This is a genomic window from uncultured Tenacibaculum sp., assembly GCF_947494125.1.
GTDB lineage: Bacteria > Bacteroidota > Bacteroidia > Flavobacteriales > Flavobacteriaceae > Polaribacter.
Genome location: NZ_CANLTU010000004.1, coordinates 224,674 through 244,533 on the forward strand (window position 1 = coordinate 224,674; position 19,860 = coordinate 244,533).

The window sequence follows — 19,860 nt, forward strand, 5'->3', positions numbered from 1 at the left end:
CATTATTTTTTTACTTACTCATTTCTAACCCTTTAATAAAGTTAACAATTTTAGCACAAGCTGTTCCATCTCCATAAGGATTATGTAACTTACTCATTGAAACATAATCTTCTTTATTATTCAATAATTTCTGTGCTTCTGAAACTATTTTTTCTGTATTTGTACCAACTAATAAAACCGTACCAACTTCTACAGCTTCTGGTCTTTCTGTTGTGTTTCTCATTACCAAAACAGGTTTTCCCAAACTTGGTGCTTCTTCTTGCACACCACCACTATCAGTAATTATTAAATATGATTGATTCATTAACCACACAAAAGAAGGGTATGATAATGGTGAAATTAATTTAATATTATTAACTCCGTCTAATAATTCATAAACAGGTCTTTGTACATTCGGATTTAAATGTACTGGGTAAATTATTTGAGCATCAGGATTTTTTTCTGCTATCAGTTTTAATGCAGAGCAAATATTTACAAATCCTTGTCCATGATTTTCTCTCCTATGTCCAGTAACTAAAACCAACTTCTTAGAACTATTTACAACATCTTTTAGCATAGTAACTTCATTATCTGAATAAGAATCTGAAGTAACTTTATCTGAACTAAAATGTAATGCATCTATAACTGTATTACCAGTTATTAAAATATTTTCTTTTGAAATGTTTTCGTTTAATAAATTCTTTTCTGAAGTTGTTGTTGGAGAAAAATGATAATCACAAATACTTCCTGCTACACTTCTATTTACTTCTTCTGGAAAAGGTGAACGCTTATTAAATGTTCTTAAACCTGCTTCTACATGACAAACTTTTGCTCCTGAATAAAATGCAGCAATACTAGATGCCATTGTAGTTGTTGTATCTCCATGAACATATACATAATCTGGTTTAAATTCTTCAAGAATTGGTTTTAAACCTGTAATTATATCTGCTGTTAAGCCATATAAATTTTGATTCGGTTTCATCAAATTCATATCATAATCTGGAGTAATCTCAAAAAAATCTAAAACCTGATCTAACATTTCTCTATGCTGAGCCGTAATACAAACTTTCGTTTCAAACACATCAGAATTTTTAAAAAACTCCTTAACAAGAGGTGCCATTTTTATTGCTTCTGGTCTTGTACCAAAAATTATTAAATTTTTCTTTTTCATTTCCCTATTTGATAATATTCAATTTCTTTTTTTTCTAATTCAAAATCTTTATACTGATTTCGACCGTCAAAGATAATATTATTATTCATAATTTCTTTAATTTTCTCAAAATCTGGCGAACGAAACTCCTTCCATTCCGTCAGTAATATTAAAGCATCAGTATCTTCAACTACTTCATATTTATTTGCCCCATAAAAAACATCAGTCCCTTTTAAATAAATTCTTTTAGACTCTCCCATCGCTTTTGGATCATATGCTTTTATTTTCGCCCCTCTCTTCACCAACTCATTAATTATAAATATCGAAGGTGCTTCTCTCATATCATCAGTCTCTGGCTTAAACGACAAACCCCAAATTGCAAAAGTCAAATTTGATAGATCTACTCCGAACCTATTGATTATCTTTTCTAAAAATATTCTCTTCTGTTGTTGATTTACCTCATCTACTGAAGAAATTAACTTAGATTCATATCCGTTTTTCTTGCCCAATTGAATCAAAGCTGAAACATCTTTTGGAAAACAAGTTCCTCCATATCCTATTCCTGGATACATAAAACTATAGCCTATTCTAGAGTCCGAACCGATTCCAACACGAACTTTATTAACATCTGCTCCAACTCTTTCACAAATATTTGCTATTTCATTTATAAACGAAATTTTTGTTGCTAACATTGCGTTTGCTGCATATTTGGTCATCTCTGCTGAACGAATATCCATCGTTATAAAACGATCGTGCGTTCTAAAAAATGGACTATATAACTGTTTCATCATTAAAAAAACAGAGTCCTTTTCTGCACCAATCAATACTCTATCTGGCTTCATGAAATCATTTACAGCTGCCCCTTCTTTTAAAAACTCTGGATTAGAAACAACATCAAAACCAACACTAATTCCTCTCTCTATTAATTTTGATTTGATACATTTTTGCACTTCAAAAGTCGTTCCAACTGGCACTGTAGATTTTGAAACTACAACTTTATAATCTTTTATATTCTCCCCTATAGTTTTAGCTACATTAAAAACTGCTGATAAATCAGCATTGCCATCTTCTTGCATAGGTGTACCCACCGCTATAAAAACAATATCAGATTTATTTATTGCCTCATTTATATTTGTGGAAAACAAAAGCGTTTTAGATAAATTATTATTTATCAACTCTTTTAAGCCAGGCTCATAAATAGGAACAATTCCTTTTTTAAGGTTATTAATTTTTTCTTTATCTATATCTACACAGATAACTTCGTTTCCCATTTCTGCAAAACAAGTCCCAGTTACCAAACCGACATAACCCGTACCAACAACTGTTATTTTCATCTTACGTAAAAATGTTTTTCTCCTAAATTCACCAACTCTTTATTTCTTATATCATGAACTATTTGAATAGAAGATTTAGCATCTAAAAGCCCAAAGCTATTTCCTTTTAATATCTCTTTATAACTTTCCGTATGCAGTTCTGTAAATCCTCCGCTAAACTCAATCTCTTCTCCATCTACAGTTATTGAACGATATGTTCTTTGTTCTTTCTCTTTTACTTCTTTTGGAAGCGAATCTTCGTCTATTGACAAAAACCAACGTACTCTGGCATTTTCAAACTCCAAGTATCCTGCTGATTTATTCTTCTCTCTAAGATGTACTATATTCTCCTGAACTTCTCCAAAAACCCATGATAACATATCATAAAAGTGCACTCCAATATTTGTAGCTATTCCTCCTGATTTACTTTGATCTCCTTTCCATGACACATCATACCAATTTCCTCGAGAAGTAATATATGTTAAATCAATATCGTATTTTCCTTTTTTATTTTCCGCATCGACTTTATTCTTCAACGCAATAATACTTGGATGCAAACGCAACTGAAGAATTGTATTTATTTTATTCCCAGATTCTTTTTCTATTGCTTGTAAAGCATCTACATTCCAAGGATTTAAGACTAAAGGTTTTTCACAAATCGCATCAGCCCCTCTTCGTAAAGCCATCCTAATATGTGAGTCATGCAAGTAATTTGGTGTACAAATACTTACATAATCTAATTGTATATTTTGTTGACGTTTAATTTTTTCAATATGACGATCAAAACGTTCAAATTCTACAAAAAAATCAGCATTAGGAAAATAACTATCCATAACACCTACACTATCAAATTTATCAAGTGCAGCTATTAAATTATTATTAGTATCTTTTATTGCCTTCAAATGACGTGGAGCGATATAACCCGCAGCTCCTATTAAAGCAAAGTTTTTCATTATAAAGTTTTATCTATTAATTCTTGAGAGAAAAAACCTTTCACATCATAGACTACTCCATCTTGCTTTTTCAACCTCAACAAATCTATTTGTTTAAATTCATCATGAGACACTGCTAAAACGACAGCATCGTATTTTTTATCATAAAGCTCTTCTGTTAGCTGAATATCATATTCTCCTGACACTTCTTCTTTTTTTGCCCAAGGATCATATATATTTATATTGACCCCATAATCTTTAAGCGCATGACACACATCAATCACCTTAGTATTTCTTACATCTGGACAATTTTCTTTAAAAGTAATTCCCAAAATTAGAACCTCTGCATTTTTCACCTTAACATCTTCTGAAATCATCAACTTAACAACCTCTGAAGCTACATGACTCCCCATACTATCATTCAACCTTCTTCCCGATAATATTATCTCTGGATAATAGCCAAATTGTTGTGCTTTTTGAGCTAAATAAAACGGATCAACACCGATACAATGACCTCCAACTAACCCTGGTTTAAATGGTAAAAAATTCCACTTTGTCGATGCAGCTTCTAAAACCTCACTAGTATTAATATCCATTAGGTTAAAAATCTTAGCAAGTTCATTAACAAAAGCTATATTAATATCTCTCTGACAATTTTCTATAATTTTTGAAGCTTCTGCTACTTTTATAGATGATGCCATATGCGTCCCTGCCTTAATCACTGACTTATACAATCCATCTACCTTTTTAGCTGTCTTTTCATCAGATCCTGAAGTAACCTTCAAAATATTTTCTACTGTTCGAATTTTATCTCCTGGACTTATTCTTTCTGGTGAATATCCTACAAAAAAATCTTTATTGAATACCAAATCTGAAATCTCCTCTAATACAGGTACACAATCTTCTTCTGTTGCTCCTGGATATACTGTTGATTCATAAATAACAACATTACCTTTTCTAAGGACATTTCCAATTGTCTTACTTGCACTTAATAACGGTTTCAAAATAGGTTGGTTATTTTTATCTACCGACGTCGGAACTGTAACAATATAAAAATCACAATCTTCTATATCTTCTATACTAGTAGTTACAAACAAGCCCTTATCTTCAGAAATTCTATCAGAAACTAAAACGGACTTAAGCAAATCATTTTCTACCTCTAGTGTCACATCAATACCTGATCTTAACTCCTCAACTCTTTTTGTCTTTATATCAAAACCTACTACTGAATATTTTTCTGCAAATAATCTTGCCAACGGCAAACCAACATACCCTAATCCAATAATTGCAATCTTTGGTGTATCCATCTCTTATACCTAATAAAATAGCTTACGAAATTACAAAAAACATCATAACAAAACATCATATAACAAAAAGTCTTCATCTTTAAAAGATGAAGACTTTTTGTTATAACGGAAAAGACTCCTCTTTTCTCTTTTCTTCTTTAACAACTATTTCAATACATCAAATAAATATTGAATTTCCTCCTTAATCAAAACTTGTTGATTACCTACAAACAAACCATTTTCATGTAAATATTTTGCATTCTTTAATTCTTTATGAATTTCATAGTCGAAATATTTCATTACTTCATTTTGAGTAAAATCCCCAGTTACAATAGGCCTACACTCAATTTCTTTATCATACAATTTATTAACTAAGTCCTTTCTATTTAAATCTGATTCTGGTTTTATTATTAATGAAAATCCAAACCAAGAACTTTTACTTATTTCTTTTTGTATTATAAAATCTTTATGATCTTTAAATAACTCAACAAAAAATCCCGCATTCATCCTTCTATTCTCTATAAAAGAAGGTAATTTTTTTAATTGCTCAACCCCTATTGCTCCACTCATTTCAAGTGGTCTAACATTATATCCTGGAAGCACAAACCTAAATGACTCCTCAAACCAATCATCACTTTTATTAGATACTAAATTCTTTTTTGGCAAGTTTCTAGTCCAACCGTGTGCTCTGATCGATAACAAAATATGATACAATTCTTCATCATCTGTCGTTACAAAACCACCTTCCATTGTAGCCATATGATGAGAGAAAAATGTTGAAAAAGTTCCCATAACCCCAAAAGTACCTGCCTGCTTATTTTTATAAGTAGCTCCCATTGATTCACAGTTATCCTCTATAAGAAAAATATCTTTATCTTTTATAAGGTCGTTAATTTTATCAAAATCATTTGGGTTACCTAAAAGATTTACTACCATTATCATTTTAGTAGTCTCTGATATTGCTTCTTCTAAAGCTTCTAAATCATAATTCAAAGTTTCTAAATCTATATCTACAAACTTTAACTTTAGACCATATTGCTGTAAAGGAAAATAAGTCGTAGACCATGATACCGCTGGGACTATTACCTCATCTCCTCTTTTTAACTTAGGATTCTTAGTAAAAAAAAGTGCTGCTACAGCTAATAAATTTGCGGTAGACCCAGAACTCGTCATTACACAATATTTTGTCTCAAGAAAATTAGAAAAGTCTTCTTCGAATTTTTTTACACTATCTCCCATAGTATAAATATCCTTATCTATTACAGATTGTATTGCTCCTAATTCTTTCTCATCCCATGTTGAAGATGCTAACTTATACTGCTTCATTGAACTCTTCTTTTTTGTAATATTCAAATGTTTTTTTTAACCCTTCTTTTAAAGTTGTTTTAAACTCCCAGCCAAACTCTTTTAATTTTGAATCATCTATCAACTTTTGCTTCATTCCTATTGGCTTTGTTAAGTCATGTACAAATTGCCCTTTATACCCTATAGTCTCAGCAACTTCTTTGTAATATTCATTTATTGAATAATCATGACCTAGACCAACGTTAATATTTTGCGGCATTGATTTAAATTTATCAATGGCGTAAAAAATAAAATCTGCTAAATCCTCAGCATACATAAACTCTCTCCTCGCTAAACCATCTCCCCAAATATCAATCTCTTCAGCCTTAGTTAACTTAGCATCATAAATTTTTCTAATAACAGCGGGTATCATATGAGAATTCTTAGGGCTAAATTTATCATATTTACCGTATAAATTACATGGAATTACTGTTTTATAGTTTTTTGTGTTATCTTCTTTCATTATATATTCACATAATCTAGCAGACATTACTTTTGCAATTGCATAACCTTCATTTGTTGGCTCTAATTCCCCTTTTAAAATAAGATCTTCTGATAGTGGATTTTTAGCATTTCTAGGATACATACATGAACTTCCTAAATTAAGCAGATTCTCTACTCCATTATTTTTAGCAGCCATTATTATATTCCTGCCCATATCTATATTGTCCACTAAAAAACTTACTGGCTCCGCAATATTAGCTTGAATACCTCCTACTTTTCCAGCCGCATGAATAATAAAATCTGGTTTATTCTCTTTTATATAATTATATACTGAGTCGTAATTCAACAAGTTTAACTCTTTACTTGTTGGCGCTAAAAATTGATGTTTCGAAGCTTCGGAATATTCTAAAATATTTCTTCCCACCATTCCTGACGCTCCAGTTAACAATATCTTCATTCTCTATTCGAAATAATTATTAGTATAGTATCCTCCTTTTTTCAGGTATTGATCTTTTGTCATTAACTTCAAATCACTCTGCATCATATCTTTTATTAAATCCTGTAAATCATATTGCAATTCCCAACCTAACTTTGTTTTTGCTTTTGTAGGATCTCCTATTAATAAATCTACTTCTGTTGGTCTAAAATATTTAGGATCTACCGATAACACTTCTTTTCCTATTTCTATTTGATATTCTGGATTGTTACACGCTTTTACATAAGCCCTCTCTTCAACCCCAATTCCTTTAAACTCTAACTCTATTCCCGCTTCATTAAAACTCATTTTAACAAAATCACGAACTGTTGTTGTTTTACCTGTTGCTATTACCCAATCTTCTGCCTCATCCGCTTGTAATATCATCCACATCATTCGCACATAATCTTTAGCATGCCCCCAATCTCTCTGTGCATCTAAATTCCCTAAATAGAATTTATCTTGTAAACCTAATGCTATTCTTGATGTTGCTCTTGTTATTTTCCTTGTAACAAATGTCTCACCTCTTATTGGTGATTCATGATTAAATAAAATTCCGTTACATGCATACATCCCATATGCCTCTCTATAATTTACTGTTATCCAATACGCATACATTTTTGCTACTGCATATGGGCTTCTAGGATAAAAAGGTGTTGTTTCCGACTGTGGTACTTCTTGAACTTTCCCATAAAGCTCTGAAGTTGATGCCTGATAAATTCTTGTTTTCTTTTCCAAACCTAGTAATCTAACTGCATCTAAAATACGTAATGTTCCTAGACCATCCGCATTACCTGTATATTCTGGTATTTCAAAAGAGACATGAACATGACTCATTGCCGCCAGATTATAGATTTCATCTGGCTGAATTTCTTGTATTAAACGAATAATATTTGTACTATCTGTCATGTCCCCATAATGCAAAAAGAAATTTCTATCTTCTACATGAGGATCTTGATATAAATGATCTATTCTATCTGTATTAAACAAAGATGTTCTTCTTTTTAACCCATGAACTTCATACCCCTTTTTCAATAAAAACTCACTTAAGTAAGCCCCATCTTGTCCAGTTACACCAGTAATCAATGCTACTTTTTTAGTACTCATAATCATTTTATTAAGTTAGGCAATTCTTCTTTTACCTATATTATATTTTTAGACTTCTCGTTTTCCTCCTTTTCAAAATTAACAATGTATCAATATCACTAAAATTGACTTCACTCATTTTTAATTTCTCTCACCATAGAATAGCTTACGAAATTACAAAAAACATCATTAACAAAATATCCTAAAACAAAAAAGTCTTCATCTAAAAAGATGAAGACTTTTGGTGGGCGCGAAGGGATTCGAACCCCTGACCCCTTGGGTGTAAACCAAGTGCTCTGAACCAACTGAGCTACGCGCCCTATTGCAATTAACTTCTTAAGAGTTGTGGGCGCGAAGGGATTCGAACCCCTGACCCCTTGGGTGTAAACCAAGTGCTCTGAACCAACTGAGCTACGCGCCCTTAATTGCTAATTGCGGGTGCAAATATATAACTCTTTTAGATATCTGCAATGACTTTTTTTACTTTTTTTTTATAAAATTTCCGCTACGACAAACGTACTCCCACCTACATAAATTACATCTTCTTTCTCTGATTGTGTTTTCGCTTTTTCAAGAGCTTGATTTACAGACTCAAAAACTTCTCCTTTTAAATTATACCCCCTTGCTTGCTCTTGCAAAAATACTTCTGACATTCCTCTAGGAATATTTGGTTTGCAAAAATAATAAGTTGCTTTTTTAGGAAATAATGCTAATATTTCATTCAACTTCTTATCTGAAACCATCCCTAAAACAATATGCAATTTTCCATATTCCTCTTTTTTAAGTTGTCTTAATGTATAAATCAACCCCTCTTTATTATGAGCTGTATCGCAAATTATTTTAGGTTTTTCTTGTAAAACTTGCCAACGTCCTTTTAAACTTGTGTTTTTTACTACTTTTAACAATCCTTTCTTTATAGCTTCATCAGAAACGACAAACTCTTTTAATTGTTGAACTGCTAAAACTGCTGTCTTAACATTTTTCAATTGATACTCTCCTAATAAATCAGTCTTAAATTTACTCTCTTCATCTGAAGCAAATAAAATTTCAGAATTACATTCTAATGCTTTATTTATAAAAACATGTTCAATGGACTCTTGCCTCTCACCAATAACTACTGGAATTTTATCTTTTATTATCCCTGCTTTTTCAAATGCTACTTCTGGTAAAGTCTCTCCCAAAAACTGTGTATGATCTAATCCAATATTTGTTATTACCGACACTTCTGGCTCTATAATATTAGTGGAATCTAATCTTCCCCCTAAACCTACTTCAATAATAGCTATATCTACTTCTTCTTTTGCAAAATAGTCAAAAGCCATTCCTACTGTCATTTCAAAAAAAGATAACTTTTGCTCTTCTAAAAACCTCTTATTCTCAGTTACAAAATCAATAACACTATCTCTCGGAATTTCTTCTCCATTAATTCGAATACGCTCTGTAAAGTTTTTTAAATGTGGTGAAGTATATAATCCTACTTTATAGCCTGCCTCTTGCAGAATAGAAGCAATCATATGACTTGTTGACCCCTTACCATTAGTTCCTCCTACATGAATAGTTTTAAACTTTTTCTCTGGACTTCCTAACTCTTTACTTAAAACTACAATATTTGTTAAATCTTTTTTAAATGCTGTCTTGCCTTGACGTTGGTACATTGGCAATTGAGCAAACATCCAATTTAAAGTTTCTTGATATGTCATATTTATTTCTTACAACATCTCTACTTCAATGTTTGAGATGATATTAATTATGATATAAGTTTATTATTGTGACAAAGAAAATTTGTAGATTATTGTTCCTCTTTGTTTTGACGGTGCCTTACCATCTGCATTCCATTTTGTTCTTAAAGCTGCATCTTTTGCTGGTCTAAGTAAACAAGGTGCTGTATTTGTTGATCCTTTTACTCCTGGAACAGCTTTAATTACCTTTCCATTCTGATCTACCTCTATACTAACAACCACTGTTCCTTCTTCTTGACAATCTGGTTTTTTTATAGGCTTAGACAACGCCTTCCTTCCTGCTAAATTATAATTACCTCCTGAGCCACTTCCTGAATTTCCATAATATTTATTTGAATTTGGATCTCCATTTTCTTTTCCTTTTACCCCTGATTCATTATCATCTCCTTCTCCTTTATCCCCTCCATCTTTTGATGTTCCATTTAACAAACTATTTAAAGCATCTGTTGTTTCTTTTGAAGGTTTTGGCTTTGGCTTTTCTTTTGGTTTTTCTTTCTTTTGAGTATCTTTTACTACTTCTTTTTTTTCTTCTACCTTTTCAATTACAGGCACATCTTTTGCTGACTCATCAGTAATTACATCCTCTTGAATTGTTTCTTGCGGTGTTACTTTTACTTCCTCAACAACTTCTTCTTGCTCTTCTGGTGCTGATTGTGTTTTTGTTTTTTCTACAGGCTCTCCACTCCCTACTTCTGAATTACCAAAATTAATTGCCAATCCATACTCAATTGGAGGGTCTAGATATTTCATTCCATAATTAAATATCCCTAACAATAAAAGTATCAAAATAACAGCTGTTATTACAGCTGACTTACGTTTATGTTGTGTATCTAAAACTGACATTATTTATTTGCCCTTTACCGCTAAAATCATTTTTAACTTATTCCTATTTGCAATATCAATTACTTTCATGACATTTTTATAAGGAACGTTTTGATCTCCTCGTATTACTACTGTTTTCTTTTTATCTACTCCTACTTTGGCTAATATTGTATTTTCTAAATTTACATTACTCACCTTTGTTTTGTCTATATAAAAAGAAGAGTTTTTTGTTATTGTAACTGCTACTGCTGTATTGTTTTCTGTCTTCCCTCCTGCTTTTGGCAATAATACATCAATTGCACTTACAGTAACTAATGTAGATGTTAACATAAAAAAAATCAACAATAAGAAAACAATATCTGTCATTGAAGACATATTGAAACTTGGATCTACTTTATTTCTTCCTTTTAAATTCATTATACTGGCTCATTTAATAGATCTAAAAACTCTACCGATTTAGCTTCCATTTGATAAACTACTTTATCTGTACGAACTACTAAATGATTATACGCTATATAGGCTATAATACCAACTATTAATCCAGCTACTGTAGTTGTCATTGCTGTATACAATCCGTCGGATAATAATTTTATATCTATTTGCCCTCCCGAATTTGCTATTTCGTGTATTGCAACTATCATTCCAATTACTGTCCCTAAAAAACCTATCATAGGTGCTGCTCCTGCTATGGTTGCTAACACTGAAACATTTCTTTCTAATTGATAAACCTCTAGCTTCCCTGCATTCTCTATTGCTTTATTAATATCATCTAAAGGTTTTCCTATTCTAGAAATTCCTTTACCTATCAACCTTGCCGTTGGTGTTTGCGTGTTTTCACACATTGCTTTTGCACTCTCTAACTTACCACTGGTAACGTGATCTCTAATTTGATTCATGAAGTTTTTATCAACTTGAGATGCTGATTTTATTGCAAAGAATCGTTCAAAGTATATATATAATGCTACTGCTAATAACACAAACAATAGCGCTATAATAATTTGACCTCCTAATCCACCATCTTTAATTAATTGAATAATTGATAATGTTTTTTCTTCTGACACTTCTTCTAACAATTCTTTACTTTCTTGAAATAATAACATTAAAAATAATATTAGAGTTTGTAATTTACGTTAACTAACTAACGTTTTGTTTTATTGAAAATTGCTTTAAAACACAAGTATAAAAAAGTCTTCCTCAATAACCATAATTAAGGAAGACTTTATTTTTTATTTTATGTTAAACTTATATGATTCCTCTCATTAACACAAATGCTAATGATCCAACTAAAAATCCTATTAAAGCCAACCATGATATTTTTTTCAAATACCAAAAGAAGTCTATTTTTTCCATTCCCATTGCTACAACACCTGCTGCAGATCCGATAATTAACATACTTCCTCCAGTACCCGCTGAAAATGCAATAAAGTGCCATAACGGATTATCTAATGGCTCAGAAAACATTCCTAATGATGCTGCTACTAATGGTACATTATCAATTACTGCTGAACCTATTCCTAATAATATTACTACTAAATCAGAAACTTTAGTCCCATCTAATTCACTTCCCATTAAAGGTATTCCTTCCTTTAAACTGTCAGCAAAATTAAATAAGATTCCTAAAGATTCTAAAGCTGCTACAGCCATTAAAATACCTAAAAAGAATAAAATACTAGGCATTTCTATTTTAGATAATGACGCATGTACAGGGCTATGGTGTGCGTGAGCATCAGATTCTTCGCTATCAAAATCTGTAAGAGAGAATTTTGTTCTACTATAAATCTCAGCGAAAGTTGCTACAACTGCTAAAGACAACATCATTCCTACATATGGAGGCAAATGCGTTACCGTTTTAAAGAAAGGAACGAATACTATTGCTCCTAGACCTAAATATAACATTCTTGCACTATGCGGGCTTTTTTGTTTCTCTTCTTCATTACTATCAGATTCTATTTCTCCTTGAAAAGCTGGTAAAAAAGATGCAATAAACGTTGGTACTATCATACATAGAACCGATGGTATAAATAAGTATGTAATCAACATTGGTGTACTTACTTTTTTACCAATCCATAACATTGTTGTTGTAACATCTCCAATAGGAGACCAAGCACCACCTGCATTTGCTGCTATAATAATTAAACCAGCAAACCAGATTCGATCTTCTCTTCTCTTTACTATTTTTTGTAAAATAGATATTAATACAATGGTAGCAGTTAAATTATCTATAATTGCCGATAATATAAAAGCTAAAACCCCAAACATCCATAAGATCTTCTTCTTGCTTTTAGTTTTTACATATCCTTTAATAGTAGAAAAACCATCAAAATAATCGATAATTTCAACTATAGTCATAGCTCCTAAAAGGAAAACTAATATTTCTGCTGTTTTACCTAAATGATGTAATAATGTTTCTTCTACTAAATGCAACTTATCATCATGGGCTAAGGCTCCAAAACCTTCTACTAAAGCATGCTTTGACGAATCAAACCAGTTAGAAAAGCTATCTACTCCTAGAGCTACTAAAGCCCAACAAATAGCCATCATTATTAATGCTGGTATTAATTTATCTAACTTAATATTATGCTCTAAAGTAATGGCCAAATATCCCATTACGAATACTAAAATAATCGCTGACTCCATTTTTTATAATTTGTGTTTATATCAATTCTTTTAATGCAATTTCAAATGCTGTTGAACAGATTTTTGTTTTTGATGCGCTTTTTGCAAATGATCTTTGCAATGCTTTTTTAATTGTATTTGAAGTATCATCAAAAATTGCTTTATCTTCCATTGGTAATGCTACTTTAGCTTCCATTAAATAAGCAAAAACTCTAGCAATCCCACAATTAGAGATGAAATCTGGCAATAAACTTAAGTGTTTATCTGTATATTCCATAATTGGCCCAAAGAAAATTTCTTTATCTGCAAACGGAACATTTGCTCCTGGAGAAACTACTTCTAAACCTGTATTAATCATTTGTTGAACTTGATCTTGAGAAACTAGTCTTGAAGCTGCTGCAGGAACAAATATCTCTGCTGGCAAACTCCATATTTTATTATTAATTTCATCAAAAGGAATCATCTTATCTGAAACTAATTTGTTTCCATCTTTAGCTAAAAACAAATCTTTCATTTCTTCCATAGAAAATCCTTCTTCATTTATAACTCCACCATCTCTATCAATAATTCCAACAACTTTTGCTCCTAACTGAGTTAAGTAATAAGCTGCAGCTGAACCTACATTTCCGAAACCTTGAACGATTGCTCTTTTTCCAGAAATAGTTCCTCCATAAATATTATAATAATGCTTAACCGCTTCGGCAACACCATAACCAGTTAACATATCTGCTACAGTATATTTTTTAGATAAATCTGGCGAAAACTGCTCGTCTTCAATCACTTTAATTACCCCTTGACGTAACTGACCAATTCTATTAATTTTATCAGCTTCAGTTGGCTTAAAATGACCATTAAAAATACCTTCTTGCGGATGCCAAACACCACAACTTTCTGTGATTGGGATTACATCTTTATCTGCATCAACATTTAAATCTCCTCCTGTTCCATAATAATGCTTTAACAACGGAGTTACCGCTTTATACCAACGCTCTAAAACGCCTCTTTTTCTTGGATCATTCGGATCGAAATTAATTCCTGATTTTGCTCCTCCAATTGCAGGTCCCGAAACAGTAAACTTAACTTCCATTGTTTTTGCTAAAGACAAAACCTCATTTTTATTCAAACCCTTGCGCATTCTTGTTCCACCGCCAGCAGCTCCACCTCTTAATGAGTTTATTACTGTCCAACCTTCAGCTTCTGTTTCTGAATCTTTCCAGTTAAAAACTATTTCTGGTTGTTTTTCTTCGTATTTTTTTAATAAATCTTTCATTTTAAATCTTATAGGTAAATTCAACTTTAATTGTTCTCTTTTTCATACTTTGAAGTTCTTTACAATTTGTCCCCTAAGGGGAGTTAAAGTTGATCCATTTTACTGTAGTTTTATTAATAATAGTTGTGCTTACAAAACTAGCATAAAAAAACATATTTTACACATTATTAATGCAATTAGCTTTATTACTTTTAAGCACTATTTAATAGTATATTAAAAATAACCGTGCTAAAATACATAGGAAACTTTAAATACTAAAAAAGTTTCCTTGGTTTTTGTTAATTTTAACATATCTATTATTCTTTTGTTGGATAAAAAATTTCCCCCGATGAATGATCCTTTATTGCTCCAGTTACTGATCTTAAACAATTTACCTCATTATTATCCTTAAGCATTCCTAATAATGAAAAAATTAATGCTTCTTTATAGTTTATAAGTTTATCATTAGGGATTTCTACTCTATTTTTTGTGTGAAATTCAATTCTCTTCATTAAAAAAGAATTAAAAACACCTCCTCCTGTGGCCAATACTGATTCTGTATTCTTTATGATATTGCTTATTTGAATAGCAATGTGCTCTACAAAAGTTCTCAATATTGTTTGAATATCTTCTTCTAAATTATCAATTAGTGGAAAAATTTCTTCTTGCACCCATTCCAATCCTAACGATTTTGGTGGCTTAACTGCATAGAAATTAAGTTTATTTAACTCCATTAACAAAAGCTCATTTATCTTTCCTTTTGAAGATATTTCACCACCATCATCGTATTCAAAACCGAGTTTTCTTGTATAATGATTCAAAACTATATTAACTGGACAAATATCAAATGCTATTCGGTTAGCTCCCTTCTCAAAAGATACATTAGCAAATCCTCCTAGATTCAAACAATATTCATAACTTGAAAATAATAGTTTATCACCTATTGGAACTAAAGGAGCTCCTTGTCCACCATATTTAACATCTTGAGTTCTAAAATCGCAAATAACTTTTTCATTGGTTATTTTTGCTATTTCCTCACCATTTCCAATTTGCAAAGTAATTCCATCATCTGGTTGATGTAAAACTGTATGTCCATGGGAAGCTATAAAATCTAATTTGGCAATTTTATTTACAGTTATAAATTCATTTAAAAGGTTCCCTAAAAATATTCCATACTCAATATCTAAACTTATTAAATTACTCTTATTATAAGAAATTGCTTCTTGTAATTTCTTTTTCCATTCGTTAGAATACGAAAACGTATTCGCTTTAATAATTTCAAAATCAACATAAGAGTTATTATTAATTTTCACATACGCTAGATCAACACCATCTAGTGAGGTTCCAGACATTAATCCTATACAATAAGTATAATTGTTATTCATAAAGTAAAAATAACAAGTCTATTGAAAATTTGCTATTAAAAAAGTATCTTTGAGCACATTTTTTACGAATTTAACAAAACACATAATAAATAATGGATTTTAATCTTACTGAAGAGCATTTAATGATTAGAGATGCTGCACGTGATTTTGCTCAAACTGAGTTATTACCTGGAGTTATAGAAAGAGATGAAAAACAAAGTTTCCCTGACGAATTAGTTCGTAAAATGGGAGAATTAGGTTTTATGGGAGTGATGGTAGATCCTAAATATGGAGGAAGTGGAATGGATGCTGTTTCTTATGTATTAATTATGGAAGAATTATCTAAAATTGATGCATCTGCTTCTGTAATGGTTTCTGTGAATAATTCATTAGTATGTTATGGTTTAGAAGCATATGGTTCTGAAGAACAAAAGCAAAAATATTTAACAAAATTAGCTACTGGTGAACAAATTGGAGCTTTTTGTTTAAGTGAACCTGAGGCTGGTTCTGATGCTACTTCTCAAGCAACTACAGCTATCGACAAAGGAGATCATTATTTATTAAATGGAACAAAAAACTGGATTACCAATGGTGGTCGTGCCGGTGTTTATTTAGTAATTGCGCAAACTGATCGTGAAAAAGGACATCGCGGTATTAATGCTTTTATCCTTGAAAAAGGAATGGAAGGTTTTGACATTGGACCTAAAGAGGATAAATTAGGTATCCGTGGTTCTGATACACATACTTTACAATTTAACGATGTAAAAGTTCCTAAAGAAAATAGAATTGGAGAAGACGGTTTCGGATTTAAATTTGCTATGAAAACTTTATCTGGTGGACGTATTGGTATTGCTGCTCAAGCATTAGGTATTGCCGCGGGAGGTTATGAACTAGCTTTAAAATATTCTAAAGAACGTAAAGCTTTCGGAACTGAGATTTGTAACCATCAAGCTATTGCTTTTAAATTAGCAGATATGTATACTGAAATTACTGCTGCTCGTCATTTAGTAATGGCAGCTGCTTGTGATAAAGACAATGGAGATGATTATACGCGCTCTGGAGCTATGGCTAAACTATACGCTTCTAAAGTTGCAATGGAACATACCGTAGAGGCTGTTCAAATTCATGGTGGTAATGGTTTTGTAAAAGAATACCACGTTGAGCGTTTAATGCGTGATGCAAAAATTACTCAAATCTATGAAGGAACTTCAGAAATTCAGAAAATTGTAATCTCAAGAAGTTTAATTAAAGAATAAAGATTTTACATAAAATAGACTTAAAAACACTCATTAATTTATAATGGGTGTTTTTTATTTATAAAACACTGGCATAGTAATTGTAAACTTCCGTAATCTAATCTTAAATTATAAAAATTATGAAAAAATTATTATGTACAATTGTTTTAGTTATTACTGCTTTAACTGCTAATGCACAAGACGGACAATTTAATCTAGGAATTAACGGAGGTTTGCCTATAGGTGATTTTGACAAAACCCATTCTTTTACCTTAGGTGCTGAAGTTAATTACTTATTTGAAGTCGCTGAAAACTTTAAAGTTGGACCATCGGTTGCTTTCATTAATTATTTTGGTAAAGAAGAAAATAATATTGGTTTTGGAGATATTCAATTTTTACCAGTTTCAGCTGCTGCTAGATATAATTTATCTGAAAAATTTTCTTTTGGAGCAGATTTAGGATATGGAATAGGTATTAACAATGGTAATGATGGAGGCTTTTATTATCGTCCATTAATTAGTTATGCTATTTCAGAAAAGATGGCTATTCAAGGAAGCTATTCTGGAATTTCAAAAAATGGAAATACCATTTCTAATATTGGTATAGGAGTTTCTTTTAGTTTATAAAGAACTTAACTAAAAACAGTCTCAAAATGAGACTGTTTTTTTTACTTAAACTCTATATTTTGTAAATGCAGCCCAGATGCTGGAGCTATATTTTTAATTAACTCTATATCTGAATTTGGATCTAAACTTTGTCTAATAAAATTTAAATCAAATTCACCTTTCCCTAAACTATGTAAACCTCCCATTATTAAACGAATTTGATTTCTTAAAAACCCCTCTCCTCTAACAATTAGAACATAACTTTCTTTCGGAAAAAAAGAAGCGGTGAGTTCAGTATTTTTTTCAATTCTACAATATATAATCTCCCTTTCAACCTTCGTTTCTTCAGATGGCTTAGTACAATACCTCTTATAATTATGAAAACCTTCAAACAACTTTGCTCCCTCTTTCATTAAAGGAACATCTAATTGCTCTCTAAAACGTGTTAAAAAAGGTGCAGCATACGGATGATTTTTTTCTCCATATGAAAAATAATAGCGATACTCTTTAACTTTTGGGTGCTGAATTATATTAAAATCTCTATCAATATCTTCAATCTTTAGAGCTCTCATATCACCTGGAGCATTTGCGTTAAAATCTAACATAAATTGATTAAAGTCTACTTCATGATCAATAAATAGTTGAAATGCAAAATAATTAGCTGAAACTCTAGCGTCAGTTCTTCCAACTCCTAAGCTCTTAAATCGAATTCCTTTGTAAATAAACTTCAGAGTTTTATCTAAAAAAAGATGTCCTGTTTTTAAATTAGGTTGCTTTTGCCATCCATGAAAACGAAACCCTAAATATTGTATTGTAACTAAGTAAGAATGCTTGTAATTCATAAGCCTCAAATCTACAATGATTTTTGATTAAAATAAAAATTACATTTAATTCACAAAAACAAATAAAACATACAAATAAATATATTAAAAACACGATTACACATAAAATACAATAACAAAAACACAATAATTTGTTGTTTTTTTCAATAATCATCATTTTTATCATATCAATAATTTTTTACTCTCATTTTGGTTTCTCTCTATTTCCTCTCCTTATAAATATGGGTGAATTATTATATCATCATTTTTTACCCTACTTTTTTGATTCTTACTGGTTTAACGAAAACGTTTTCTACACACAACCTACTGTAAATCATTTGCTTATACCGAATAAATATTGAAAATTAGCAGCTCATATCAAGCAAAAAAAACCAACAATTATGATTCATTTTAAACCTGTCACACTTACATTAGGGATACTTTGTTTTAACTCATTTTCTCAAACTGATTCTAAAAAAAGTAATCTTTCTCTGAGTGGAAGTGTGGATGTCTATTATACTAGTAATCTCAACAAAGATGCTAAAGGAACTTTAGGATTACTATCAGATGTTCAAACTAATGGTTTTGGTCTTGGTATGGTTAACACTATAGCTTCTTATAAAAAAGAGAAAATAGGTGCCGTTGCAGATTTAGCTTTTGGACCTAGAGCTAATTCAGCAAATGCCTACGATGGAGCAATCAATCAACTATATGTCTATTACAAACCTGTTGAAAACCTTAAATTCACCCTTGGTCAGTTCAACACTTTTTTTGGATATGAAGTAATCTCTCCAACGGTTAACTTCAACTATACTGTTTCATACTTATTTAGCGCAGGTCCTTTTTCTCATACTGGTTTACGAATAGATTACAATGCTTCTGATGATCTAAGTTTAATGTTAGCTGTTACTAATCCTCATGGTATAACTACTGGATCCAATTCAACAAGTTCTTATCAAACTGGTTTTCAAATAGGTTATAAAAAACAATATTTAAATCTTATTTATGGTGCAGATGGTTTCAATGCTAACGATGCTCTTTTAATTGATTACACAGCAGGTTTAAATTTTTCAAGTACCATTTATATGGGTATAAATGCAGCATATTCTTATTCTAACAAAACTGAAGCTGGATACAAAGGAGTTGCTTTATACTTTCAAAAAGAATTCAAAAACGATTTTGCTTTAGGCTTTAGACCAGAGTTTTTCTCTACAATTTCTGCTCAAAAAAACTTAGATCAGTCTGCTTATACTCTAACTGCTCAAAAAACTCTTTCAAAAGAATTAAAAATGATTGCAGAAATAAGATATGATACTTCAAAAGATATAACATTTTTTAATAGAAATAATCTAACAGGAATTACAGTTGCAGCTGTGTATACTTTAAAATAACTAAACCAC

At 31.1% G+C, this 19,860-nt stretch carries 18 protein-coding genes and 2 tRNA genes; 3 read left to right on the top strand and 17 right to left on the bottom strand.

Annotated elements, in window-relative coordinates; translation table 11 throughout:
• Positions 1 to 10: 10 nt before the first annotated feature.
• The 16 genes from wecB to Q0881_RS09695 form a co-directional block, all read right to left on the bottom strand.
• Positions 11 to 1,150, bottom strand: coding sequence for a UDP-N-acetylglucosamine 2-epimerase (non-hydrolyzing) (gene wecB, locus Q0881_RS09620; RefSeq protein WP_299159470.1), 1,140 nt, complete (start codon positions 1,148 to 1,150; stop codon positions 11 to 13).
• Complete coding sequence (locus Q0881_RS09625) at positions 1,147 to 2,463, bottom strand: UDP-glucose/GDP-mannose dehydrogenase family protein (RefSeq protein WP_299159472.1); 1,317 nt, start codon at positions 2,461 to 2,463, stop codon at positions 1,147 to 1,149. The genes wecB and Q0881_RS09625 overlap by 4 nt, the downstream gene beginning before the upstream one ends.
• Complete coding sequence (locus Q0881_RS09630) at positions 2,460 to 3,395, bottom strand: Gfo/Idh/MocA family oxidoreductase (protein WP_299159474.1); 936 nt, start codon at positions 3,393 to 3,395, stop codon at positions 2,460 to 2,462. The genes Q0881_RS09625 and Q0881_RS09630 overlap by 4 nt, the downstream gene beginning before the upstream one ends.
• Positions 3,395 to 4,681 carry a nucleotide sugar dehydrogenase gene (locus Q0881_RS09635; protein ID WP_299159476.1) on the bottom strand — a complete coding sequence of 429 codons (1,287 nt, stop codon included), beginning with the start codon at positions 4,679 to 4,681 and terminating at the stop codon, positions 3,395 to 3,397. The genes Q0881_RS09630 and Q0881_RS09635 overlap by 1 nt, the downstream gene beginning before the upstream one ends.
• 144 nt (positions 4,682 to 4,825) lie before the next feature.
• Entirely contained in the window at positions 4,826 to 5,986 is a 1,161-nt protein-coding gene (locus Q0881_RS09640; RefSeq protein WP_299159478.1) for a DegT/DnrJ/EryC1/StrS family aminotransferase, read from the bottom strand.
• Positions 5,973 to 6,905 (bottom strand): GDP-L-fucose synthase, encoded by a 933-nt coding sequence (locus Q0881_RS09645; RefSeq protein WP_299159480.1) that lies wholly within the window; start codon positions 6,903 to 6,905, stop codon positions 5,973 to 5,975. Before Q0881_RS09645 ends, Q0881_RS09640 begins: the two co-directional genes overlap by 14 nt.
• Before the next feature lie 3 nt (positions 6,906 to 6,908).
• Complete coding sequence (gene gmd, locus Q0881_RS09650; protein WP_299159483.1) at positions 6,909 to 8,030, bottom strand: GDP-mannose 4,6-dehydratase; 1,122 nt, start codon at positions 8,028 to 8,030, stop codon at positions 6,909 to 6,911.
• A gap of 221 nt (positions 8,031 to 8,251) precedes the next feature.
• Positions 8,252 to 8,329 (bottom strand) — tRNA-Val (locus tag Q0881_RS09655).
• A 26-nt stretch (positions 8,330 to 8,355) separates the two neighbouring features.
• Positions 8,356 to 8,430 (bottom strand) — tRNA-Val (locus Q0881_RS09660).
• 70 nt (positions 8,431 to 8,500) lie between these two features.
• On the bottom strand, positions 8,501 to 9,709 hold the full coding sequence (locus tag Q0881_RS09665; protein ID WP_299159486.1) for a folylpolyglutamate synthase/dihydrofolate synthase family protein: 1,209 nt from the start codon (positions 9,707 to 9,709) through the stop codon (positions 8,501 to 8,503).
• A gap of 63 nt (positions 9,710 to 9,772) precedes the next feature.
• Positions 9,773 to 10,591 (bottom strand): energy transducer TonB, encoded by an 819-nt coding sequence (locus tag Q0881_RS09670; RefSeq protein ID WP_299159488.1) that lies wholly within the window; start codon positions 10,589 to 10,591, stop codon positions 9,773 to 9,775.
• A gap of 3 nt (positions 10,592 to 10,594) precedes the next feature.
• Positions 10,595 to 10,987, bottom strand: coding sequence for a biopolymer transporter ExbD (locus Q0881_RS09675; RefSeq protein WP_299159490.1), 393 nt, complete (start codon positions 10,985 to 10,987; stop codon positions 10,595 to 10,597).
• Entirely contained in the window at positions 10,987 to 11,670 is a 684-nt protein-coding gene (locus Q0881_RS09680; protein WP_299159493.1) for a MotA/TolQ/ExbB proton channel family protein, read from the bottom strand. The genes Q0881_RS09675 and Q0881_RS09680 overlap by 1 nt, the downstream gene beginning before the upstream one ends.
• A gap of 142 nt (positions 11,671 to 11,812) precedes the next feature.
• Positions 11,813 to 13,207, bottom strand: coding sequence for a sodium:proton antiporter NhaD (gene nhaD, locus Q0881_RS09685; protein WP_299159495.1), 1,395 nt, complete (start codon positions 13,205 to 13,207; stop codon positions 11,813 to 11,815).
• Between the two features lie 16 nt (positions 13,208 to 13,223).
• Positions 13,224 to 14,456 carry a Glu/Leu/Phe/Val dehydrogenase dimerization domain-containing protein gene (locus Q0881_RS09690; RefSeq protein ID WP_299159497.1) on the bottom strand — a complete coding sequence of 411 codons (1,233 nt, stop codon included), beginning with the start codon at positions 14,454 to 14,456 and terminating at the stop codon, positions 13,224 to 13,226.
• A 296-nt stretch (positions 14,457 to 14,752) separates the two neighbouring features.
• Positions 14,753 to 15,820: an anhydro-N-acetylmuramic acid kinase gene (locus Q0881_RS09695; protein ID WP_299159499.1), complete on the bottom strand. Its 1,068-nt coding sequence runs from the start codon at positions 15,818 to 15,820 to the stop codon at positions 14,753 to 14,755.
• A 92-nt stretch (positions 15,821 to 15,912) separates the two neighbouring features.
• Between Q0881_RS09695 and Q0881_RS09700 the strand changes: the two genes are divergently transcribed.
• On the top strand, positions 15,913 to 17,055 hold the full coding sequence (locus Q0881_RS09700) for an acyl-CoA dehydrogenase (protein WP_299159501.1): 1,143 nt from the start codon (positions 15,913 to 15,915) through the stop codon (positions 17,053 to 17,055).
• Between the two features lie 119 nt (positions 17,056 to 17,174).
• Positions 17,175 to 17,660 (top strand): outer membrane beta-barrel protein, encoded by a 486-nt coding sequence (locus tag Q0881_RS09705; RefSeq protein WP_299159503.1) that lies wholly within the window; start codon positions 17,175 to 17,177, stop codon positions 17,658 to 17,660.
• A gap of 41 nt (positions 17,661 to 17,701) precedes the next feature.
• Here the strand turns inward: Q0881_RS09705 and Q0881_RS09710 are convergent, their stop codons facing one another.
• Positions 17,702 to 18,481: a tRNA pseudouridine synthase A gene (locus Q0881_RS09710; protein ID WP_299159505.1), complete on the bottom strand. Its 780-nt coding sequence runs from the start codon at positions 18,479 to 18,481 to the stop codon at positions 17,702 to 17,704.
• Between the two features lie 380 nt (positions 18,482 to 18,861).
• Here Q0881_RS09710 and Q0881_RS09715 point away from each other — a divergent pair, with 380 nt between their 5' ends.
• Positions 18,862 to 19,851 carry an outer membrane beta-barrel protein gene (locus tag Q0881_RS09715; RefSeq protein WP_299159507.1) on the top strand — a complete coding sequence of 330 codons (990 nt, stop codon included), beginning with the start codon at positions 18,862 to 18,864 and terminating at the stop codon, positions 19,849 to 19,851.
• Positions 19,852 to 19,860: the final 9 nt, after the last annotated feature.